The organism is Psychrobacter sp. TWP2-1-2 (assembly GCF_049896785.1).
GTDB lineage: Bacteria > Pseudomonadota > Gammaproteobacteria > Pseudomonadales > Moraxellaceae > Psychrobacter.
Window position 1 is genome coordinate 1 of record NZ_JAFCVA010000017.1, and the last position, 23,587, is coordinate 23,587.

Genomic DNA, 23,587 nt, shown 5'->3' on the forward strand with positions numbered 1-23,587 from the left:
GTTCCCATGTATTATCGGTGAGCACTGTTCTTGCCATAATTTAGAGAGCCCTGTTTGAAATAGTCTCTTTATTTTAAAGCCTTTATACTTACTTTTACAGATTAGGGACACGCCCTAGTCCAGTCAATTTTTACTTAGGTTTCGATGAGCAACAGATACCGTCGCATGTATTGGCTGAAGTCTCTAATACACCATGGGATAAGCGCCATTATTATGGGTTTACACTCAATGGTGCGAATACTGAATTTTGTCATAATAAAGATTTTCATGTCTCACCTTTTAACCCGATCGATCAGCTATATCGTTGGCAAGTTAAGGTAAAAAAGCAGCCGGATAATTGCTTGCAAGTTCATATTGCTATTGATATCAGCGATGAGCGCGGTGAGGTATTAAAAACGGGTATAAAAATGGCTGGCGTTCCAATGACCGCCACAACGATTCGCAATAGTTTGCGAAAAAACCCGCTAATGAACATGACCTCTGTAACCCGTATTTATTGGCATGCTTTCAAGCTTTATGCGATTAAAAAAGTGCCTTATATTCATTATGATGAAAAACTGGCCGATAGCCAACAGAACAAAGCACCGACTCCAAAAGATATTCTTTGATAGCTACAGGGCTAACGATCAGCCAAAGAAATTTATCAGCTTAACGCTTAAGCATAGAGCATTTAAACAAGGATGAATATACGATGTCAGCACGACCAACCGACCGAGCACCCGTTTCGACATTAGGAAAATTGACCGCACAGATGAGTAAGGTCGTCAATGAGAGCGCCATTTTTCAGCCCGTCAGTGCGGGAATGAATCAATTGGCAAGAAAACTCATCTTTCGCGCATTAGCGCATATCCAGTTTGGTAGCCTGACTATAGTCGAAGCATTCGATGAGCAAGCACCTAATACCGTTAGCTTCGGTAAAGTATCCGATAGTGTCGCGAGCAGCTCGGCAGTGGGTCGCCATTCACTACACGTTACCTTGATGATTCATGATCCTACTGTCTATCGGCAGCTGTTGCTTGGCGGCTCTATTGCGCTAGCAGACAGCTATATCAATGGTGAGTGGGATACGGACGATTTGACAGGGCTGATTCGGTTGGCAGCGCGTAACTTGGCGGTGTTGAATAAATTAGAAAATCGCTTTGCAGGTGTGAGTAAGGCGTTTGAAAAAGCGAAGCATCGGCTACGCAGCAATGATCAGTCTGGTGCCAAGTCCAATATTTTAGCGCATTATGACTTGGGCAATGATATGTATCAGCGGTTTTTGGACGATACGATGATGTATTCAGCGGCAGTCTATCGTACGCCTGATGTATCACTGAGCGCAGCGCAGCAGCATAAACTGGCGCTCATTTGCCAGCGATTACAATTGACGCCTGATGATCATGTGATAGAAATTGGCACAGGGTGGGGCGGTTTTGCTATTTATGCCGCCACACATTATGGCTGTCACATAACGACGACGACCATCTCTGATGCCCAGTATGATGAGGCGCAGCGCCGAGTCGATGCGGCAGGACTGTCTGATAACATTACCCTGCTGAAGCAAGACTATCGTGAGCTGACAGGGCAGTACGACAAGCTAGTCAGTATCGAGATGATTGAAGCCGTTGGGCACGAGTACTTACCGACGTTTTTTGCCAAATGTAATAGCTTACTCAAACCCACAGGGCTGATGGTGCTGCAAGCGATCACCTTTAACGATCAAAACTACCAAGATTATGTTAATTCAGTCGATTTTATCCAGACGCACATTTTTCCTGGTGGTTGTTTGCTCTCCAATCAAGAGCTAAATACACAGTTTACGGAACAAACCGACATGGTCATCAAGCAGCTACATGATTACGGTTTTGACTATGCTCATACCTTGCGTGATTGGCGTGCGGCGTTCATGGCACAGCGTGAAGAAATTAAGGGGCTTGGTTATGATGATGCCTTTATTCGCTTGTGGGATTTTTACTTTTGCTATTGTGAAGGTGGGTTTTTAGAGCGCACCATCGGCGTGGTACAGTTGACCGCAGTGAAGCCAGACAGTATTGATGTGATGCATTTCTCTGATTTGTCTTCTCATGATACTCTCACCGATGAGCAAAGCAGCCGCCTGATTCACGATATTATGAATTTTGATGAAAGCGGTAATGCCAACAACGGTGATGGCCAAGACGCCTCCAAACGAAACATAGCGTCTTAACAAGTTGCGTTTCAACAGGTAGTGTCTTAACAAGCGATGCTGGATACAAGCAGTTATGGAAACAAGCTGGGATTAAAAAACGCTAATTAAAAGGATGTGGTTATGGGTTATGTATTTATATATCTGGCTGCTGTGCTTATATTTTTGGGTATTGACGCAGTTTGGCTCAAGACTATGACTGGCTTATTTTATGAAAAGCGTATCGGGCATCTGCTTGCCGATGAGCCAAACATGATTGCTGCTGGCGTGTTCTATATGTTTTATCTACTGGCTCTCTGTGTCTTGATTTTATATCCACAAATCAAAGCAGGCGCTTCGATTGGTCATATATTCTTGCTTGGTGGCTTAATAGGGCTGATGGCCTACGGTACTTATGACTTTACCAGTTTAGCGTTGTACAAAGGTTTTACACTGGATACAGCGTTGGTTGATTTTGCTTGGGGTGGTATCTTGACAGGTTCAGTGAGCGCCATTGTTGCTTGGCTTGCTTATCGTTTTCATTGGTTGAGCTAAAGTTAAATAGCTTAAGATTTACATAACCTAGACCATTCAATGACAGAGTGCCGTTTGTGCTCTCTTGTGAGCTGCTGTATAAATGATACTTACTATCAAAACGCCCTAAATCATTCAAGGATTTTTATGCCGCAATACAATACCAGCTCGACTGCCAAAAAAGCCCCGTTAAATCATGAGTTATATATGTCGATACTGATGACGCCTGATATGGCGAATTTTATTGGCAATGTGCATGGTGGTGATTTGCTTAAGATGCTTGATCAAGTCGCTTACGCTTGCGCCAGTCGCTATAGCGGCAATTATGTGGTGACGCTGTCTGTCGACCAAGTGATGTTCCGTGAGCCTATATATGTTGGCGAATTGGTTACCTTTGCGGCAAGTGTTAATTATGTGGGAAATACTTCAATGGAGGTCGGCATTCGCGTCGAAGCAGAAGACGTTCGAGCCCGTACTGTACGCCATACCAACAGCTGCTATTTTACGATGGTCGCTATTGATGATAATGGCAAGCCCACACCTGCGCCGCCACTTGATATCAAAAATCCCATGCAGCAATGCCGTGCTGATGCCGCACTAGAGCGTAAAAACCTGCGTCTGGAAAGCTCGCATCGACCCAGTTGTGATATCAGAGATATGGTTGGTGAGCTGGCTAATTGTCATGATCGTTAAGACAAATAGACCCTGCATAGTCAGTTAAACGGCTCTCAATTGGTCTATTGATCTGGTTAAATACATATCTGCGTTCAAAAAGCCTATATCGAGATTATTATGAGCTTAAAACCATCGGAAGCCGAGTCACCTCCTACTATTTCTCATCAGTCAGCGCCGCGTAATAGCCGTGCTCGAGGCGCTGGCACGCTCATTACAGACGCCACTTCTAATGGTAATTCTCATTCTGTATTAGACAGTTCTGCTAAGTCTACAACCAATAAAGACCAGCAACATTCCGCTTCATTGGTAACGGTATTAATTGCCGTTGGAGCCAACATTATCATTGCGATTGCCAAAACGGTAGCAGCATTTATGACGGGTTCTGCTTCTATGATCGCAGAGTCAGCGCATTCGTGGGCAGATGCAGGTAACGGTACTTTATTAATTGTCGCCGAGAAAAAGGCGATCAAACCTGCTGATGAAAGCCATCCCCTCGGCTATGGCAAAGAAGCTTATGTCTGGTCGATGATTGCCGCTTTTGGTGTCTTTATGGCAGGTTCCATTGTCTCCATTTATACTGGTATCACCGAGTGGAATGCTGCGGAAAGCGAGACCAACTATACCATCGGTTTTATTGTATTGGCGATTGCGTTTGTGCTCGAAGGGTTTTCATTAGGGCAAGCTTACTTACAAAGTAAAAAGCATGGTGAAGCGATAAATGTCAGCGCCATTGGCTATGTGGTTGATACGTCAAACCCAACTTTACGTGGTGTATTCTTTGAAGACTTGGCAGCTGTCATTGGCTTGGTTGTCGCTGCTGCTGCCATGGGTATGCATGCTTATACGGGACAGCCGTTTTGGGATGCGCTCGGCTCTATCATTGTCGGAATATTATTGGGTGTGGTAGCCATCTTTTTAATTAGCCGTAACCGTGACTTTTTGGTCGGTTATAAAGTATCAGAGAGGATACATGGCTATGCATTGACCGAGTTACTCAATCATCCAGATATCGATAGTGTGTCGTACTTACATTTGGAGTGGGTGGGACCCAAAAAGATATTTATGGTGGCAGCAGTCGATATCGCTGGCAATCAAAAAGAAAAAGAGATTGCCCAAAAATTCGAAATTATTGAAAGTCAGTTCCGTGCCAATCCTTTATTTCAGGAAGCTATCCTGACATTATCTGTACCTAATGCTGAAAATTTGAGCTTACCCAATAGTTATAATCAAGATGCCTGATAAAGAGAAATCAATATGAAACTAAGTCTTCAGTCTGCTATCGAGAGCCCTGTTGGGCGTTCAATCATGGTTCGCTCATTAAGTATGGCTGTTGTCACTATTAGCGCAGTAGCCAGTCTGACTCAAGCACAGGCTGAGCTGGTAATTCATAATGAGCCTGCTCAACAGCCAAGCATAAGTATCAATAGAATAAGTGCGAATAGCGCTTCTATTAACAATACCGCTTTTATGAATAATAATATCTCCCCAACAGATACGTCTATTGTAAAGCTGATGGAAGTGATGCACATTGATGAGCAAATAGAATCTATCGTTAACGGGCAACAAGCGGCTATCGATGCTATCAATGTACAAACGCAAAATCGTACTGAGTCAGTAGGTGATGGTAACTTAAATAAACGCCAACAGGCGCTACAAGAGCAGATTCAAAAAGTGCTGGGTCAATATGCCAAGATAATGACCAATACTATCGGCGATACCACTGACAAGCATACGTTGACGCAAGCATATATTAACGCGGCAAAAACTTACTATACGCAAGCGGAAGTTGATGCTCAAATTGATTTTTATGATACGGTGATGGGTCAAAGTATCTTGTCGAAACAGCCACAGATTACAGCAGCATTTCTAAAGCAATCCTTGCCTGATGATACTAGTGAAACTGAGGCACAGCTGGATGAGCTTTTACCGCAGATGCAACAAATAATCCAAGGTGTTTTTTAACTGACAGCTAATAACTGATAATTTAACTATTTTAAAGCCCGTTTCTGAGCGTGAATCTTAAAGTTATTACACATAAGTTCGTACACACAAAAAAGGTCACTATAAAAGTGACCTTTTTTGCTGATATAGACTGTCTTATTGATATAGCTGTTTTATTAGTATAACTGGTTTGAGTACAAAGATATTATTTCTTTGGTGCATTGGCACCGATGAACCATGCATCTTTATCGACAGTACGGCTTATTTCCGTTAATAGGTCAGCGGTATCTTCGTCACCCGCATCACCAGCCGCATCAATCCCTTCGCGTAATGAGGCAGCAATGGTCTTATAACGATTGGTAAGCTCACGAACATGCTGATCGACTTCAGTGATATCAGTAGGGTAAGTATCGAGGATAGAGTCCTCAACGACGCGTTTAGAGATACCATTGGCTTTACCGCCAAGGATAACAATACGCTCAGCGACCGTATCATAAGCTTCAGTCAAGCGATCATAAGTATCATCTAATAACTGATGAACACCGATAAATCCAGTACCTTGCAAATTCCAATGACATTGCTTACTGTCCATACTCAAATCGATGAGATTCGCTAGATTAGCGTTCAATAAGTCGATCATTTTCTTTGCGGTTGCGTCATCTATCCCACTTGCGTAACGTTCTCTCATGTTCTACTCCGTTATGTGTATTATTTTAATGAAAATCTCATTTGTTGTTATTGGTATCTTACTGATGAATTACTTGTTGATTCGTTATAGATAATAGCAGCTTAAATGAAGATTGAAAGCCTCAAGCGTTAGGCTTTATTAGGTGGTCGTGTAATGAGTTTGTTAATCATGAAAAGCTTTGTAAATTTAGCGGATACTGTGTGCGTTTTTTATAACGAAGGTACTATTTATTCGTTATAAATAGGGCGTGTGACGTCATATCTAGATGCTAATATTTTAAGAGAAGATGACAACATAAAACCCTTAATTACCTTTAAAAACCCTAGCTTAGACCCCACATTGTTATAAACCTTCAGAAGAAGAAAGCCATTATGCGAATGCCTGAACCGCGCTCGTCGCGTCAGTTAAACCAATTGGCCACTCAGCTCCAAGGTGAAGCTGAAATTAGTGGTGTCAATGCGTCTGGGACGCAAATATCAAGTCGTGCTTTTGAGATGATCACTGAATTTGAGCCAGCAGGCGATCAACCGCAAGCGATTAAAAAGCTCGTCAACGGTATTAATTCTGGTATGGAAGAGCAGTTACTACTGGGAGTGACGGGTTCGGGTAAGACCTATACCATGGCAAAGGTCATTTCTGAGACGCAGCGTCCAACCATTATCATGGCACATAACAAAACGCTTGCCGCGCAGTTATATGGTGAGTTTAAGTCATTTTTTCCAAACAATGCCGTTGAGTACTTTGTCAGTTATTACGACTATTATCAGCCGGAAGCTTATGTAGCGGCGAGTGATACCTTTATTGAAAAAGACAGCGCTATTAATGATCATATCGATCAGATGCGCCTGTCAGCGACGCGAGCACTCCTAGAGCGCCGTGATGCAATTATCGTTGCCTCGGTATCGTGTATTTATGGTTTGGGTGATCCAGAAAGTTATCTAAAAATGCTGCTGCACGTCGTCGTTGGGGACAAAATTGATCGCACTGCTACCATTAAACGTCTTGTTGAAATGCAATATACGCGTAACGAGCTCGATTTTGGGCGTGGTACGTATCGGCTGCGTGGCGAGCTGTTAGATATTTATCCTGCTGAGTCTGAGCAGCTGGCGGTACGTGTGCATTTATTTGATAATGAAGTGGAGAAAATTACTTGGTTTGATCCATTAACAGGTAAAACGGTACGTAGCGTACCGCGTATTACTATTTATCCAAAATCGCACTATGTAACGCCGCGCAATAAACTAGAAGCTGCCAGTCATACCATCCGTGCTGAGCTAGAGCCACGCTTGGAGTATTTCCGTGACAATAATAAACTGATTGAAGCACAGCGTCTTAAAGAGCGTACCCAGTATGATCTTGAGATGATTCAACAGCTTGGCTACTGTAATGGTATCGAAAACTACTCGCAGCATCTCTCCGGTCGTCCATCAGGAGAAGCACCGCCGACCTTATTTGATTATATTCCAGAGGATGCGTTGTTATTCCTTGATGAATCGCACGTTACCGTTTCGCAAATCGGTGCAATGTATAAAGGCGATAGATCACGTAAAGAGAACTTAGTCAATTATGGTTTCCGTCTGCCAAGTGCTATGAATAATCGTCCGATGAAGTTTGAAGAGTGGGAGCGTATCAAGCCTAAGACTATTTATGTCAGTGCTACGCCTGCATTGTATGAGCTTGAACACAGCGAGCAAGTCGTTGAACAAGTCGTCCGTCCAACGGGTTTGATTGACCCTGAGATTGAGATTCGTCCTGTATTGACGCAGGTCGATGATGTGTTATCAGAGATTACCAAGCGCCGAGAAAAAGATGAGCGCGTGCTGATAACTACCTTGACCAAGCGCATGTCAGAGGATTTGACCAGTTATCTAAAAGAGTACGACGTCAAAGTTGCTTATCTGCATTCGGACATCGATACCGTTGAACGTATGCAAATCATTCATGAGTTGCGGACTGGGGTGCATGATGTACTGGTCGGTATTAACCTATTGCGTGAAGGTTTAGATATGCCAGAAGTGTCATTGGTCGCAATATTTGATGCGGACAAAGAAGGCTTCTTGCGTTCTGAGCGTGCCTTGATTCAGACCATTGGACGAGCCGCGCGTCACATCAACGGTAAAGCCATACTGTATGCGGATCGCATCACCAACAGTATGCAAAAGGCGATAGATGAGACCGATCGTCGCCGTGAAAAACAAGTGGCCTTTAACCTTGAGCATAACATCACACCGAAAGGTGCGCGCCGTAGTATCACCGATAAAATCGATACGGGTGACGATCAGAATGCCAATGACAATCAAGTGATTCCTATCAAGAGCAATCTACCTGATGTCGATATTAGTATCTTACGCAGTCCTGATTTGCTGGCGAAAGAAATCAATCGTCTTGAAAAGCTTATGAAGCAGATGTCTCGTGATTTAAAATTTGAAGACGCAGCGAAGACTCGTGATAAAGTGCTAGAGTTAAAAGCGCATTTGATCTAATAGGTTATTTGAACTGCCGTTAATATCAGTTTGTATCTAACAAAAAGGTGAGTTGCCAACGGTGCAGCTCACCTTTTTTATAGTCTTTTTATCAGCAAAACAACTTCGCCTTTGTTCGAGATTATTAATAACTAATAATTGGTTGTATCAAAACTTGTGTTTATACTAAATGCCCCTTAATATGATATCAATGAGCAATATGAACTTATAACAACGGACGTTGAGGCACGTAATCCATCATGAAAAATAATAAATTCTTAGAATTAAATGCGAATGAAAACTCACTAGGGATGGCAGATTCTGCTAGACAAGCCATTATAGAATCTTTAAGTGAGGGCTTTCGTTATCCAGATAATCCACGCGCGGCGCTCATTAGCAAAATTGCCACCATCCATGGGGTGGCAGAAAACCAAATCTCCTTAGGCAATGGCTCGACTGAAAATATTCGAGCTACTTTACAAATGTTGCAAAATAAAGCATTAAAAGAGGGCAGACAGTTTCAAATGGTGATTCCTGTACCAACGTTTGATTGTGCAGAGATGTATGCAAATTCTATTGGCGTGCCTGTGGTCAAGATACCATTAACCGCTGAAAACTATGATTATGATTTTGATGAATTACAAAAAGCAGCTGACGATTTTGATGGCATCAGCCTATTCTATATTTGCAATCCAAATAACCCAACGGGCATCATTACATCAACGTCAAAGCTTAAAACTTGGGTAAGTAATGCACCAGATAACCATTACTTCTTGCTAGATCAAGCTTACTTGGAGTATGTGTCAGATCCAAGCTTTGAGAGCGGTATTGAGTGGGTGAAACAAGGGTTATCCGACAATCTTATTGTTATCCATACTTTCTCAAAGTTATGTGCCTTAGCAGGTATGCGAGTGGGCTACGCAGTTTCTAACCCGCAAGCTATTGAGAGTGTCGAAGCGTTTATGTCTATGGATAATACCAACTTGTCAGGTGCGGTTGCTGCTATTGCGACGTTAAATGATGCCAAGTTTTTAGCGCTAAGTTTGCGCAATACCAATCAGTCGCGCCAGATGATTGAGACAGTATTAGATGACCTTAGATTGCGTTATTTACCCTCACAGACCAATTTTATTTTTCATGAAATAAAAGGTGATTTAAAGACTTACATCGATAGAATGCGAGAGAGTGGTATCAAGGTTGGGCGTGAATTCCCCCCTGTTACAGAATTCAATCGCCTAACACTGGGCACGCCTGATGAGATGGCTGTCTTTATTAAAGTATTAAAGTCATTTCGTGAAAAAGGCTGGGTCTAAGTAGTGCATTAAAAAATTGCTAATTTTAAATATCGATAAACTAGCAAGACTAAGGCGTATCCTCAATTCAATCGATTACTTGCTAAATGGGCTAAAAATGGCTAAAAATGGCTAAACATCGTCAAATAGCTTATTAATATCTTGATATTATTTGCGCTACTTTCCTTGTTTAACGGCAATTTATCTCATGTTTATCACCATTTTTAAAATGAGGACACGCCCTAGTATTAGCAAAGTGATTTGCCTATAGGGTGGCTCTTTTTTATTTAACGGATACTATCAATAAATGAGCATCTTACTCATAACAGCTGCTAACGAGTTTCATCGCTCAGAGCGCTTGTAATCAGGGTAAATGCCACTTACCATAACCATTATTATCCGAATGCATCTCACCATCCATATATAAACCCTACTAAATAATCAGAGTAGCAAAAAAGACGAGCGCAAGTGCTACGTCCGTTAGCTTAGCGAGTTTGACATTGTTAATCGCATATTTGGTATGGGTATCAATTAGGCGTATTACTATCATGCTTACCAATCCATTAATAGAATTAAACTCTAACGAAAACTCATTGGGCATGGCAAACTCTGCCAAAAAAGCGGTTATCGATGCTTTAGATATCGGCTTTCGTTATCCAGATGATCAGCGTGCAGCCTTAATCTATAAAGTTGCGAAAATTAATGACGTGACTGAAAGTCAAATATCTCTAGGCAGCGGCTCCAGTGAGAATATCCGCACGGTCGTGCAAATGCTGCAAAACGAAGCGTTAAGGGAAGGCAGAAATTTTCAAGTAATTGTGCCGCACCCAACCTTTGCTTATGCGGAACTATATGCAACCTCTATCAATGTGCCCGTGGTAAAAGTAGCACTGATGCCTGAAAGCTATTCTTTTGATTTACAAAATATGCAAAAAGTGGCTGATAATTTTGATGGTATAAGCTTGTTTTATCTCTGCAATCCCAACAATCCTACAGCGACGATTACTGACACAGATGAGTTAAAAGCGTGGGTAGGAACGGCACCAGACCATCATTATTTCTTGCTAGATGAAGCCTACTCAGAATATGTCACTGACCCAAGTTTTGAGAGTGGGATCACGTGGATAAGAGAGCAGCGCTCAGACAATATTATCGTGGTTCGGACTTTCTCCAAACTGTGTGCGCTAGCGGGTATGCGTGTCGGCTATGCAGTTGCCAGTCCGCAAATGATCACTGAGCTAGAGGCGTTTATTTCAGTGGATAACACCAATCTGTCTGGTGCTGTCGCCGCGATAGCAACTTTGGATGATGAGGCGTTTTTGGCATTGAGTTTGCATACTGCCAATCAATCGCGTCAGCTGGTTGAGCAGACGTTGGATGAGCTTGGACTACGCTACTTACCATCACAAGCCAGCTTTATATTTCACGAAATCAAGGGCGATGTACAAACCTATATCGATAGAATGTGCGACCATGGCATCGCTGTTGGTCGCGAGTTTGCGCCTATCACTGGCTTTAATCGCTTGACGCTTGGCAGACCTGATGAGATGGCAGTGTTTGTTGAGGTGTTGAAATCGTTTCGTGAGAAAGGCTGGGTGTGATTAAGCCAGATAGAGTAGTTTCATTATTAAAAAAGGGGACACGCCCTAGTTTGCCACTTCCTTTTTTTATTGCAATAGGATAAAGGAGCCACAGCTAACATTCTATTTTTACCAACATCAAACGCAGTTTTACATATTCTGTCTTAAAAAATATCACGTCATCTTATAGTATTGATTCATAAAGCACGAACGAACAAGCAGCAGATTACATGTTGGACAGTGGCTGTAAAATCAGGTGTGCTAACGTATATTATAATTTTAAGGTCAGGGATATATCCATGTTTGATATTAAATCATTTTTTAAGAGAGAAGTAGAAAAAAAACTCATCAATGTAGACGATTATATTTTTATGCCTGAGCGAGTAGAGATGGAGCTGGAGGGCGGAGTATTAAATTGTGTACTCAACAGTGATGGGCGAGTCGATATTTTTTATAGTAAGCAAGGCGTGACAGAGGTCGGCTCGGCATCACGTAAGCATCCCTTTACGGCATTCGAAACTGAACTATATCATGGCGTTTATGATGACGTTATTAATGAGTTGATCAAAGAAGTAGACAAGATTATTGATGGCTCTTCTAAGTATTTTAGCCGCAGTAAAATACTGCCTTTTACAGCAGCTTTGTCACAGAATCCAGTTGACAAAAACAAGTTCTAAGCCAAGTTAATAAGATAAGTGATGGTACAAAGACTTAGCAATAAAAAGGGTGCGTTATTTATAACGCACCCTTTTTATGGTTTTATTCTAATGTCTTAAAACTTGAATGTTGTACAACTATATCTACTGTACATCAGTAGATATATCATATTTTATTTCATAAAACTGGTATAGCAACTTTGTAGAGATTTTGCGACGACTTTCGTGACCAGCTGTGTGCGATATTGCGAATCTATAGCAGCATTGCCCAATTCAACGAGTGTCACTTGCTGCGGCGCTTGCTCACTGACACAGCCACAAACATTACTTTTTACAGCTTCTTGTTGTGTGTCGGTCATAGCCACGCTAGCCACACGCCAAGCAGTTTGCTTTTCAATCTGACTGCGGCATTGGTTATCAATCGCTGATTTAAAGACATTCATACCAATCTCATTGGCAGTACCGATAGCAGTACCTGCGTTATTATTCATGCCACCAGTCGTTGTGCATCCAGATAGAGCGAGGGTAGCGAGCATAGCCGTTGATATTAAGATTTTTTTCATGGGTCTGATCCTTTAAGGTTTATGCTTAATAGAAACTGGCATTTGGTAGGAGTTGATGTTTGCTAGTTGACATGTGTTTTTTCCAAGCAGGTCGTATATTATCAGCAAAATCAGTGCATGACATCATTAACCACTACTAGCACAGAATTAAGCCATTTTTTATAAAGGATTGACGTTATCAATCCAGCCACGCATAAGGGTGATAATATGAATAGGCTTTATAACCAATATAGCCGATAATCATCAATAAACCACCGACGATAAATAACCAAGTGGTGAGGTGTTCCCACGAACAATCATCAAAACGGTCATTAAACGCCGCAGAAATACTGGCGATGAAAATAATGAGGCAACCCAATAGCAATATCAGTGTTGAGGTGAGCTCATAACTATCTACGCTAAAGTTTGGCATACCATAATCCAAGAATAAAATTTATCTTACTTTAACGAGTTCATTAACCGAGAGAGGTGAAATATTCATGAAGTATTGCTATATTTGGTGGTGGTTTTTGCCATTTTCCACTGTTAATGCTATTTAGCTAAATAGCATTCTGCACAAAGCAGCCAATTCAAACCCATATATGCGTAGCTCAGCACAAAAAAACCAGCTAAGGCAATGGCTCTTAGCTGGTTTTATTTTATAAAGTTGATGTCAGTTTTTTAACTGTTTTAGACATTTTTACCGTGTTGCTTTTGCTGAATGTCTTTTGCGAGCTTGTAGCACTCATTGATGTGGTCATTGGCGATTTTTTTGAAAATCATATAGCCCATTGTAGCAGCAACCATTTGACCCCCTAATGGAATAAATTTCGTTACTTGTTTGGCAGCGATACGACCACCAAAGCCTTGTACGGTCTTTTTAACAATACCACGTGTCGCCATCAACCCTGCAAAATCGACAGTACGATCTTTTAATGCGCCCCAATGAATGGCTCGTGATTCTAAATCAACTGCCGCCTTACGGTCTTCAAGTAAGCCAAATCGTTCGCTAATGTCAGGTAATAGTTGAGTCAGCATACCTGCATCTACTGCAACATCAAAAAATGGTACAGGAACGATGGCAACACCAGCAGAATATTTGGCGCGTTTTTTAACCAGCTTTTGACATTCCTTTTTTACTTGTTCGAGATCTAAGCTAGGGTCAATGGTATTTGGTAGTTTTTCAGCCAGTGGTGTGGTTTTCATAAAGCATCCTTATAAATGGTTAAAATAAAAAATCAAATAAAAAATCTCAATAGATAGCAAGTATCTCAGTTGTTTACCATTTTATGGATTTCTGAGCGGCATACAATCATTGCTTTGTAGCAAAATGCAGAAAAATGCAGTCGCTATACACCGTTTTTGTAAATGAAATATTATGCATATTATATGCATAGAGTATGAATTATTTGCTCTATGCTAGTATTAAAATATGGTTTATCACAATGTACTGCAACAAAAAACAATAAACCAAGCCGCCAAAAATTGTCATTGTGACCCTCTGCCAAAGCCAGTAGAATATGCACATGCTAAATTTAACCCCCCGTTATACCAGCACTCGCATCGACGAGTTGCCCGCCGCGCTGCAACCACTTGCCGCCCAATCATTGACGCTTGCCCGCCTGTATGCAGGTCGCGGTATTACTCAGCCTGATGAGCTAGAGACGCAACTCTCTGCGCTATTGCCAGCCGAAATGCTGCATGGTGTCACCGAAGCAGTGCGTCTATTAGACGTCGCCATCGATGACGGTCAGCGCATCCTTATCGTGGGTGATTTTGACTGTGATGGTGCGACCAGTACCGCATTAATGATGCGTGCGCTCACAAAAATGGGCGCAGTCGTTGACTTTTTAGTGCCCGACCGTTTTAAGTACGGCTATGGTTTGACACCAGAAATTGTTGAATTGGGTATTGAGAAGTATCATCCTGAGGTGATAGTGACCGTCGATAATGGTATCTCAAGCCATGAAGGCGTGGCTCGTGCGCAAGCCGATGGTATCACCGTGATTATTACTGATCATCATTTGACGACTAAAGAAACACCGCCTGCGGAGGCTGTGGTTAATCCCAATCAGCTCGATTGCCACTTTAGCAGTAAAGCGCTCGTAGGAGTGGGCGTGGCATTTTATGTGCTTGGACGCTTGGCTAAGCTGCGCCGCGAAGCCGGTAAATCTACCGTGCAAGTGAGTCAATATTTGGATTTGGTGGCATTAGGGACGATTGCTGACGTTGGGGTGCTTGATAAAAACAATCGCATTTTAGTGCATCATGGACTGGCGGCTATCCGCCAAGGGCGCTGCTCGCTCGGTATCTTGGCACTCCTTGAACAAGCAGGGCGAGATCCTAAGCAGTTGCAGGCACAAGATTTTGGGTTTGTCTTAGGACCTCGTATCAATGCCGCTGGTCGTATGGACAATATGCGCATCGGTATTGAGTGTTTGTTGACAGATGACTGGAGTACGGCGCAGCTTTTGGCGCAAGAGCTTGAGCAGTTAAACCGGACGCGTCGGCAGGTAGAAGGTGAGATGCGCGCGCAAGCGGATAACATCGTACAGACATTAGCCGCTGCGGATACAGACATGGACGATGAGGCTACGGCGGATAACCGTGAAAGCGGCGATATCATTGTTCAAAATAGATCTGAGAAAAAGACGAATAATAATCATAAACGCAGTATCGTTTTATACCAAGATGATTGGCATCAAGGCGTCATCGGCATCGTCGCTGGACGGTTAAAAGAAAGTCATTATTTGCCAAGTATCGTCTTTGCGCCCGCGGATACAAAGCGTACCAGTGACGATGACCTTATCAAAGGCTCGGCGCGTTCTATCGCTGGCGTGCACATTCGTGATGCGATTGAGCAGGTTGCCGAGCGCCATCCTGATTTAATCAGTCATTTTGGTGGTCATGCAATGGCAGCAGGCTTAACGATCAAACGTCGTAACTTTGATGGGTTTGTTATGGCTTTTAATGACGTCATGGCACAGATGGATAATGAAGTGTTTGCTGAGCAAAAATTCACTGATGGCGCGTTGCAGGCGAGTGACTTTAGCTTGTGGTTTGCTGAACACTTGGCTGATGCGAGTGTTTGGGGTCACGGCTTTGCACCGCCGATATTTGATGGTGTATTTGAAGTACTAAGTTTTAAAGTTCTAAAGGACAAGCATCTAAAATTATCGCTACGCTATCCAGATGTGCAATATCCAATCGAAGCAATTTATTTTAACTTTGATAGCGAGATATGGGATTATCGTGCAGAAAAAGTGCATGTATTATTTCAGCTAGACATCAACGAGTGGAATGGCAAACAAAGTCTACAGTTGATGGTAAGGGATTTAGCAGTCGTACAGGAATGATGGCATTATCTTATTATAAGATACTCAACCAGTAGCAAATATAGCGTCGACTTTGTTTAAGGTTGACGCTTTTTTAGTATTTCCATTCGATGGTTGGAAACTGCCAGTCATAACGAATGGCGAGCATGCGTAAGGTAAAAATCGTACTCATAGTAGCGATGTCAGCAATCCAAGCTGTCACACCCAGATTGTGTAGTGCAAAATAGAGGATGCCGCCAGCCAAAGCTGCCGAAATATAAATCTCTTGCTGCAACACCAGCGGAATCTCATTGCAGATCATATCGCGGATGATGCCGCCGACAATAATGGTAATCACCCCAAGTAATAATGCCACGGGCACATTTGCACCCATACTATCGGCAACCTTGATACCGATTAAGGTAAAAACTGACAGTCCAATAGTATCTGAGAGTTTGAGGAACTTATTAACGCGTTTAGAGTTGGGATGAAAGAATATTTGCATCACTAATGAAGAGAGGGTGATAACAGTCAGGTAGCTCATATCCACCATCCAAAATAGGGGATGTCGATCTAAAATGACATCACGCACAGTGCCGCCACCGATAGCGGTGACAATAGACACCAGTAAACAACCAAAAACATCGAAATTTTTGTGTTTTGCCAGTATCGTGCCTGAAATACTACAAGCGATAATACCAATCATATCAAAAAGATAAATGAGAGAGCGTGGGTCAAACGTAGTGATTAGTGCTGAAGGGTTCAATGCGATAGCCAGCATGAGCAAGTCTCACTAAGTGTGTATGATGATTGTCTGATTATTTTTAGCCCATTTAGAAAGTAAACGATTGAATTGAGGACACGCCCTAATGTTTAAACCATATATATATCGGTCTTATTTCACCAAACGTATAGAAGGCAGGTGCCAATCAAAACGTAATGCTAGCATCCGTACAGCAAAGATAACGCCCAGCATAACAAACTCGTTCAACCCAGCATTTACACCCAAACGATCAAGCAGCAGATAAGTGATCGAACCTACAATACTAGCAGAGATATAAATCTCGCGTTGAAGTAACAGTGGTATCTCATTACAGATGATATCGCGTAGCAGACCACCAATAATAGCCGTCCAAACCCCCATCATAATAGCGATAATAGCTGACATATCTTGTGTCAATGCTATCTTAAAACCAATCACGCTAAAAGCCGCCAACCCAATGGCATCAAACAGCTTCAATGCCTTATCAATCTTATGATACAGATGAAAGAATATTTGTAAAATAAGCGATGTCACTGTGATGACGATCACATAATTGAGGTCAGTCATCCAAAATAATGGATGACGATCTAGCGCCATATCGCGTAGTGTACCGCCGCCGATAGCATTGACCATCGCAACCAAGATACAGCCAGCAATATCAAAGCCTTTGTGCTGTGCCAGCAGTGTACCTGCGATCGCACAAGCAATCACACCAACCATATCTAATAAATATAATAAAATATCAGGAAAAATTAAATCATTAACCATGATTATATTACCAATATAATGGCCATCAAAATAGATTGGCTGTGCTGGTTTTGAAGTTGTTTATATCAATAATTTAAATAGAGTTAACCTAATTTTAGATAGTAGTTTAGCCATCTTTTGCAAATAGAATAAGCCCAATGATAATCAGAGCAATACCTATTAAGCCCATCGCTGATGGCAGGGTATTATTGAGCAATAGCATACCGCCAATTAAGGCAAATATCACTTCACTTGCCTGAGTGGCATCAACCCCAGCCACTTCGCTTGAAGTTTCCGCTTTTTCACGGGCATATAAAAAGATGCTGGTTGCCGCCACGCCTGCCAATAGAGCCACAAGTAAGGTATTGAATACCTGCTTAGTATCAGGCAAATCCGGATGAACGACAAGACCCAAAACCAACCAAAATGGCAGACTGCCCAAGGTCATTAACCATACTTTGTTAAAGGCATTTTGTAGGAGGGTGGTTTTGATAGCAGGTATACGTGCGATTAAAGTTTGCAGCAAAGAGCTCGGTAAGGTTTGAGCAGAGTGGTTAAGGTTTAAGGAATCGACCGCGTCCGCCGTATAAGTCATATCAGCTGACAACGCAGGTGCTTCTGTAATAAGTGAGGTTGTTTTTTTACTAATCTCGTTGGCTTGAATATCACTTTTTTGAGTGCTGGTAGGCTCGGCACTACGCTTGCGCGCATTGTAAGATACCTGCCAAACCAACTGGTTACCAATGGGATAGCTAAAGGCGGCTATTAGGGCAGGCACGGCACCATAAAGCAGCATATCTTTCATAGGCACTGCATCAGCATCTAGCAAAGAAGCAGCATGCAGTCCTTCACTGATATTGACCAGTACCACACCAGCAAATACTAATAACGCATATGCAATGAATTTTTTATCAAAACGTTGTCCGAATGCTAGCAAAACGAGTAGACTTGCGACCACGGTAAACATAAAGGTCGCAGCGACTACCCAGCCTGCGACATGATCAGCCGCGTAGCATATTCCTGTATAAAAAATTCCAAAACCAATACTGCCCGTAATACACCAAAAGCCCCAATGTTGACGGAATATAGTCATCAGCTCTGTAATACGCCCAAAACCATGCTGCATAATTATAATAGCCGTGAGTATTAGCCACATAAATGCATAGCGAAGGCTAGCTGACCAAAACCAATGCCCACCAGCAGCACTCATAACTTCGTTTAAGACAAACGTCGAGCTAAAAAATGCCCCCGATAATAAGCCCAATAAAATGAGTTTGACCATACCTATATTCCTATCCTTGGGTCGCTATTTATATTGAATATCCGTTTAGATAATTAGACTATTATTTGCCTTTAGCATCTGCCCAGATGATTTTATGCAGTTGCAATTGGAAGCGTACGGGCAGCGCGTCAGCCAACATCCATTCTGCAAGTTCGCGCGCCAACACAGGTACATCGGGGCTGACTTCTTCGTCGATATCCTCTGCGACATTAAACATCGGAGAGAACCAAACCGTTCCGACCAAATCGTTTAGCTCATGCTCGATCAACATGGCTTTTGCCCAGTCGTAATCAGTACGGTTCATGATGACAAACTTGATTTGGTCATGCTGAGTGAGGTGAGTTAGGTTTGACCATAGATTCTTATCGACTTCGCCTGAGCTTGGCGTTTTGAGATCCATGACTTTACTGACCGCTTTTGGCACGTTTGCTACCGTGAGCGCGCCTGCGGTTTCAAGCGAGATTTCATAACCGTCGCTCAGTAAGCGCTTCATCAGTTCAATGGCGTTCGGCTGAGCTAAAGGCTCGCCGCCAGTCAGACAAATACGCTTGCAAGGATAGCTTTTGATGGTCTCTATAATGGTTTCTAGCGACTGCCGCTCGCCGCCAGTAAAGGCGTATTCAGTATCGCAATAGACACAGCGAAGTGGACAGCCAGTCAAGCGTACAAATATCGTTGGCAAGCCTGAGGTTAGCGCTTCACCTTGCAAAGAATAAAAGATTTCTGTCAAACGTAGACCCGCTTCAGGGTCAGTGACAGGAATGGCGGCGGTGCGTAATAGTGATTCACTCATAATATGTCAAATACAGTTAAAGATTGCTAATGGGATGAGGCATTTATCAATCGTAATAAAAAGGCAGGTTCTGGTATGGGCGTTTTGCGTTTGGATAAAGCCAAACCAAAAAAAGGGATTATAACGCACCACCCTCTATTAAGCTGCAAAAAAGACGCTGAAGTTTTCTTCAGCGTCTTTAATAAGGAGGATCTGTCGCTGTCCGTACGGTTTGGGTACGAGACTCTAAGTATTGGAAATACTAGGCTAAACGCAATAGCTCATTGACTGATGTTTTAGCGCGGGTTTGTGCATCGACTTTTTTGACGATGATAGCAGCATATAAGCTATGCGTACCATCTTCTGATGGCAAGCTACCCGGTACGACAACAGAGCCTGCTGGTACACGGCCACGATGAATCTCACCAGTTTCGCGATCATAAATGCGCGTTGATTGACCAATAAATACACCCATCGAGATAACAGCGCCTTCTTCGACAATTACGCCTTCAACGATTTCAGAACGTGCACCGATGAAGCAGTTGTCCTCAATAATTGTTGGATTCGCTTGTAATGGCTCTAATACGCCGCCGATACCAACGCCACCTGATAAATGTACATTTTTACCAATTTGGGCACATGAACCCACGGTCGCCCACGTATCTACCATCGCGCCTTGATCGACATACGCGCCGATGTTGACATACGACGGCATCAATACCGCACCTGCTGCGATGAAAGAGCCTTTACGAGCAACGGCTGGTGGTACAACGCGTACGCCAGCTTCTTTGAACTGCGCTTCTGTCCAGTTGGCAAACTTAGTCGGAACTTTGTCATAGAATTGCACATGTTCGCCAGCAGCTTGGACGTAGTTGTCGTTCAGACGGAAAGACAGTAGTACCGCTTTTTTCGCCCACTGATTGACGACCCATTCGCCATCCTTTTTTTCTGCAACGCGCAATGTGCCGTTATCTAGTTGCTCAAGCACTTGATTAATAGCATCACGCACGTCCTGTGGCATCGTGCTTGGGCTGTATTCGTTGCGTTTTTCAAAGGCTTGTTCGATGGTTTGTTGTAATGACATAAAGGTTCCTAAAGTTAGTGGAAGGTAAAGCATATATTATCGTGAAATAACTCGCATGACTTGGCGTAAAAACTTGCTTGCCGTATTGTCGCTAATTTGGCGACTTTTAGCAAACGAGTTAACCGCCAAGATAAGCGCTGCTGTTAATTGTCTGAGCTATGGCTTTCTATCCATTCTAAGATGTCTTTATAAACGGTTTGGTGGTCTTTTTCATGCAAAGGCTCATGACGCATGTTTGGATAGAGTTGGATATCTACTTGACTGAAATTTTGCTTGTTTAAGCGCGTGACAATTTTGCGAATGCCGTTGCCCATATCTCCGATAGGATCATCTTCGCCGCTGATAAATAGCATCGGGAAGTTTTTTGGAATAGTCATTGCCCAGCCTTTGTTTAAGCCAGTTTCCATCAGAAAGAATAGTGTCATAAAGCCATTATTGGTGAAATCAAAGCCCGTCAATGGATCTGCTTCATAGGCTTCAATGGCGGCAGGATTTTCAGTTAACCACGCAAATTCTGATGAAGAGATGCGATCTTCAAGCTTACTATTCAAGACTTTATTCATCACCTTGGCAAACATTGCATTTGGTTTTTTGGGTGCTACTTTTGCCAGTACTTTATTGACTGGGAGTAGCACTTTAGTCAAGGGGTTGGCATCTGCTGTACCCATCAAAATAGCACCTGTAAAATTGTGTGCATGGTGCTTTAGGACATTACGCACAATAAACGAGCCCATAGAATGACCCATTACAAAGTGAGGCACGTCAGGATGGCGGTTTTTTAAGCTATCTGCCATGACAATGACGTCTTTTAGCAGGGACTGTACTGGATGCTCTTCACCAAAAAAACCTAAATCTGCTGATGTTTTGACGGTTTGTCCGTGACCAAGATGGTCATAAGTTGCCACTGCGATACTATTATCCGCTAAAAACTGAGCGAAGTCTGCGTAACGTCCGCTATGCTCTGCCATACCGTGGACAATCAGTAACGTGGCTTTTACCGCTGTGTTTTCATGGCTTGGTTCAAAAAAATCATGATGCAAGTAATGAATATTATCGGAAGAGAGAATGTGGTCGTTACCTGTATCGGTGTTGGTACTCATATAGGGTTCCTTAAACAGTTTTAATGAATGTTTTTAATAAATAGCTTTAATGGTTCATCATCTTAATGAATAGCAGGCATGATGATTTGAAATCGCCTGCTAAAATTTGGCTTATTATACGGCGCTTGCCATGAACTATTGTACTGGACGTTGGTAAATCGTTTGACCTTCTTTAATGGTTGTGATGACTTTGATGTCTTTGAGCTTGCTTGCCTCTATGGTTAATGGGTTGGCATCCAAGATAACCAAATCAGCCAGTTTCCCTGGCGTCAAAGTGCCTTTGCTGTCTTCTTCAAAATACTCATAAGCGGCATTGCTGGTAATGGCTTTTAACGCTTGGTACGGCGTCGCTCGCTCATTTTTACCAATGATTTTACCTGAGCGCGAAGTGCGATTGACTGCCGACCAGACTGTAAATAGCGGGTCAACAGGTGTCACTGTGTCATCAGAGTGATTGGTGTATCTAAGTCCCATACTATCAGCAGTGGCAATCGGGCTTGAAAAGTCGGCACGTTTTTTACCTAAGTTTTTAACGTGAACGTCTCCCCAAAAGTAAGTATGGTTGGTAAAGAAGGACGGCACCATATTGTATTTTTTGAATGCGGCAAGCTGATCAGGTCGGGCAAATTGAGCATGAATGGGCACAGTACGGCGATCTTTATCAGCTGCTTGACCAGTCTTTTTGACCGCATACTCGTGTGCCTTGATGAGCATATCGGTTGCGCCATCACCATTATTATGGATAAAGAGCTGATTGTCACGAGCATAGGCTTTGACAAACATCTCGTTCAGCTCATCTTGGCTGACACTTGGTAAACCGCGGCAGTCCTTTTCACAATCTGGAACTGGTGTGAGATAAGGTTGGCTAAAATAGGCGGTCTTGCCTTGTGGCGAGCCATCTGCAACGATTTTGGTACCCTGTACTTTAAAACCGTTTTTATAGGTTTTCCATACGAAGTTTTTATCAGCCAAATTCTCATCTAAGTCACTCACTCCTGCTAGTGCGACCAAGTCAATTTTAAGTTTGCCTGCATCGGCTTGTTTTTGAAAAAACTGAATAGTGTTTCGAGCCGTTGAGCCATTGTGTGCCGTCGTTATACCGTTCTTTGCATAATAATCTTGCGTCTGCTCAAAGAATTTGCCTTGATTCGGCGCTAACACTTCTAGCATATTGCGCACGAACGGATACATCGCCGTTTCTTGTACGAGACCGTTTGGTTCATTAGATCCTTTAATTCGAGCAATATTACCGCCTGCTGGATTTTTACTGTCAGCAGTGATGTTCATCATAGCCAGCGCCTTGCTATTTGCCACGCCCATGTGACCACTTGTGTGTTGTAAATACACTGGATTGTTCGGCAATACTTTATCAATCTCGCTTTTGGTCGGATGACGCCCCTCGGCGAGCTGAGTTTCATCATAACCCCAACCAAATATCCAATCGCCATCAGCAATGTTATTGTCCACTTTATAATCTTTTAGCGTTTGCATCATTTTGGGAATACTATCGACTTGACCGATGGGCGGCGGGTTGAGATTGACCTGACCCATGGTGTTCGACACCATATCAAAATGACTGTGCGGATCGATAAAGCTGGGTAATAAGGTTTTATCTTGTAGATTAATCTGCGCGGCATTTTTATATTTCGATTGTGCCTCTTGTAAATTGCCCACATAGGCAATCTTGCCCGCTTGAGTGACTAAGGCTTCAGCCATTTGTGGCTGATCGCCCTCCATCGTGATGATGTTGCCATTGTAATAGACAGTTGCTGAGTTGCTCATATCCTTGGGCGCGGTCTGCATGGTAGTGCAACCTATGACACTCATTAATCCAATGCTCAGTACAGTTGGTTTTAGTAATGTGCTCATATTCATTACGTTATCCTTAAAAGGTGATTTGATGCTTACATCCGTGTGTCATAAGCATTGGTACGTGGTGGGCTTTCTATATTCTAAAAGTATTTATATTTTATCAGTGACTGTTGTTTTAAAAGATAGGAATGTTGCAA

General features: G+C 42.7%; 21 protein-coding genes and 1 pseudogene. 11 read left to right on the plus strand and 11 right to left on the minus strand.

What is annotated here, in order from left to right:
- Positions 1-92: 92 nt before the first annotated feature.
- From ACP7AE_RS12395 to ACP7AE_RS12420, 6 genes and pseudogenes are all read left to right on the plus strand, one after another.
- Positions 93-608: pseudogene (locus ACP7AE_RS12395) on the plus strand (DUF1365 family protein); the annotation flags it as partial.
- A gap of 83 nt (positions 609-691) precedes the next feature.
- Positions 692-2,188 (plus strand): class I SAM-dependent methyltransferase, encoded by a 1,497-nt coding sequence (locus ACP7AE_RS12400; RefSeq protein WP_426243399.1) that lies wholly within the window; start codon positions 692-694, stop codon positions 2,186-2,188.
- A gap of 102 nt (positions 2,189-2,290) precedes the next feature.
- Positions 2,291-2,701 (plus strand): DUF2177 family protein, encoded by a 411-nt coding sequence (locus ACP7AE_RS12405; protein ID WP_060491490.1) that lies wholly within the window; start codon positions 2,291-2,293, stop codon positions 2,699-2,701.
- Positions 2,702-2,827: 126 nt separating this feature from the next.
- Positions 2,828-3,373 carry an acyl-CoA thioesterase gene (locus ACP7AE_RS12410; RefSeq protein WP_087815776.1) on the plus strand — a complete coding sequence of 182 codons (546 nt, stop codon included), beginning with the start codon at positions 2,828-2,830 and terminating at the stop codon, positions 3,371-3,373.
- 99 nt (positions 3,374-3,472) lie between these two features.
- The gene (locus ACP7AE_RS12415; protein ID WP_426243400.1) at positions 3,473-4,594 is read left to right on the plus strand and encodes a cation diffusion facilitator family transporter; all 1,122 of its coding nucleotides are present in this window, start codon (positions 3,473-3,475) and stop codon (positions 4,592-4,594) included.
- A gap of 15 nt (positions 4,595-4,609) precedes the next feature.
- Positions 4,610-5,317, plus strand: coding sequence for a DUF2059 domain-containing protein (locus tag ACP7AE_RS12420; protein WP_426243401.1), 708 nt, complete (start codon positions 4,610-4,612; stop codon positions 5,315-5,317).
- 184 nt (positions 5,318-5,501) lie between these two features.
- Here the strand turns inward: ACP7AE_RS12420 and dps are convergent, their stop codons facing one another.
- Positions 5,502-5,984 (minus strand): DNA starvation/stationary phase protection protein Dps, encoded by a 483-nt coding sequence (gene dps / locus ACP7AE_RS12425; RefSeq protein ID WP_426243403.1) that lies wholly within the window; start codon positions 5,982-5,984, stop codon positions 5,502-5,504.
- A 371-nt stretch (positions 5,985-6,355) separates the two neighbouring features.
- Here dps and uvrB point away from each other — a divergent pair, with 371 nt between their 5' ends.
- From uvrB to ACP7AE_RS12445, 4 genes are all read left to right on the plus strand, one after another.
- Positions 6,356-8,467 (plus strand): excinuclease ABC subunit UvrB, encoded by a 2,112-nt coding sequence (gene uvrB / locus ACP7AE_RS12430; RefSeq protein ID WP_426243405.1) that lies wholly within the window; start codon positions 6,356-6,358, stop codon positions 8,465-8,467.
- Between the two features lie 239 nt (positions 8,468-8,706).
- Positions 8,707-9,759 (plus strand): pyridoxal phosphate-dependent aminotransferase, encoded by a 1,053-nt coding sequence (locus ACP7AE_RS12435; RefSeq protein ID WP_426243407.1) that lies wholly within the window; start codon positions 8,707-8,709, stop codon positions 9,757-9,759.
- A 527-nt stretch (positions 9,760-10,286) separates the two neighbouring features.
- Positions 10,287-11,339, plus strand: a complete 1,053-nt coding sequence (locus ACP7AE_RS12440; protein ID WP_426243409.1) for a pyridoxal phosphate-dependent aminotransferase — start codon at positions 10,287-10,289, stop codon at positions 11,337-11,339.
- A 278-nt stretch (positions 11,340-11,617) separates the two neighbouring features.
- Entirely contained in the window at positions 11,618-11,995 is a 378-nt protein-coding gene (locus tag ACP7AE_RS12445) for a hypothetical protein (RefSeq protein ID WP_426243410.1), read from the plus strand.
- A 152-nt stretch (positions 11,996-12,147) separates the two neighbouring features.
- Here the strand turns inward: ACP7AE_RS12445 and ACP7AE_RS12450 are convergent, their stop codons facing one another.
- The 3 genes from ACP7AE_RS12450 to ACP7AE_RS12460 form a co-directional block, all read right to left on the minus strand.
- Positions 12,148-12,537 (minus strand): hypothetical protein, encoded by a 390-nt coding sequence (locus ACP7AE_RS12450; RefSeq protein ID WP_045451282.1) that lies wholly within the window; start codon positions 12,535-12,537, stop codon positions 12,148-12,150.
- A 178-nt stretch (positions 12,538-12,715) separates the two neighbouring features.
- Positions 12,716-12,949, minus strand: coding sequence for a hypothetical protein (locus ACP7AE_RS12455; RefSeq protein ID WP_426243412.1), 234 nt, complete (start codon positions 12,947-12,949; stop codon positions 12,716-12,718).
- A gap of 257 nt (positions 12,950-13,206) precedes the next feature.
- Positions 13,207-13,722, minus strand: a complete 516-nt coding sequence (locus ACP7AE_RS12460) for a hypothetical protein (protein ID WP_055123847.1) — start codon at positions 13,720-13,722, stop codon at positions 13,207-13,209.
- Positions 13,723-14,042: 320 nt separating this feature from the next.
- Between ACP7AE_RS12460 and recJ the strand changes: the two genes are divergently transcribed.
- A complete protein-coding gene (gene recJ, locus ACP7AE_RS12465; protein WP_426243414.1) occupies positions 14,043-15,872 on the plus strand; it encodes a single-stranded-DNA-specific exonuclease RecJ in 1,830 nt (609 codons plus the stop codon).
- A gap of 73 nt (positions 15,873-15,945) precedes the next feature.
- Here recJ and ACP7AE_RS12470 read toward each other — a convergent pair whose 3' ends face one another.
- The 7 genes from ACP7AE_RS12470 to ACP7AE_RS12500 all read right to left on the minus strand — a co-directional run bounded on the left by ACP7AE_RS12470 (position 15,946) and on the right by ACP7AE_RS12500 (position 23,447).
- On the minus strand, positions 15,946-16,611 hold the full coding sequence (locus ACP7AE_RS12470) for a trimeric intracellular cation channel family protein (RefSeq protein WP_238034998.1): 666 nt from the start codon (positions 16,609-16,611) through the stop codon (positions 15,946-15,948).
- 114 nt (positions 16,612-16,725) lie between these two features.
- On the minus strand, positions 16,726-17,361 hold the full coding sequence (locus ACP7AE_RS12475; RefSeq protein WP_193007591.1) for a trimeric intracellular cation channel family protein: 636 nt from the start codon (positions 17,359-17,361) through the stop codon (positions 16,726-16,728).
- Between the two features lie 106 nt (positions 17,362-17,467).
- A complete protein-coding gene (locus tag ACP7AE_RS12480) occupies positions 17,468-18,622 on the minus strand; it encodes a multidrug resistance efflux transporter family protein (RefSeq protein ID WP_201539949.1) in 1,155 nt (384 codons plus the stop codon).
- A 61-nt stretch (positions 18,623-18,683) separates the two neighbouring features.
- Entirely contained in the window at positions 18,684-19,415 is a 732-nt protein-coding gene (gene queE / locus ACP7AE_RS12485; protein ID WP_201539948.1) for a 7-carboxy-7-deazaguanine synthase QueE, read from the minus strand.
- 241 nt (positions 19,416-19,656) lie between these two features.
- Positions 19,657-20,478 (minus strand): 2,3,4,5-tetrahydropyridine-2,6-dicarboxylate N-succinyltransferase, encoded by an 822-nt coding sequence (gene dapD, locus ACP7AE_RS12490; RefSeq protein WP_193007586.1) that lies wholly within the window; start codon positions 20,476-20,478, stop codon positions 19,657-19,659.
- 143 nt (positions 20,479-20,621) lie between these two features.
- Positions 20,622-21,578: an alpha/beta fold hydrolase gene (locus ACP7AE_RS12495; RefSeq protein WP_426243418.1), complete on the minus strand. Its 957-nt coding sequence runs from the start codon at positions 21,576-21,578 to the stop codon at positions 20,622-20,624.
- Between the two features lie 135 nt (positions 21,579-21,713).
- Positions 21,714-23,447: an amidohydrolase gene (locus tag ACP7AE_RS12500; RefSeq protein ID WP_426243420.1), complete on the minus strand. Its 1,734-nt coding sequence runs from the start codon at positions 23,445-23,447 to the stop codon at positions 21,714-21,716.
- Positions 23,448-23,587: the final 140 nt, after the last annotated feature.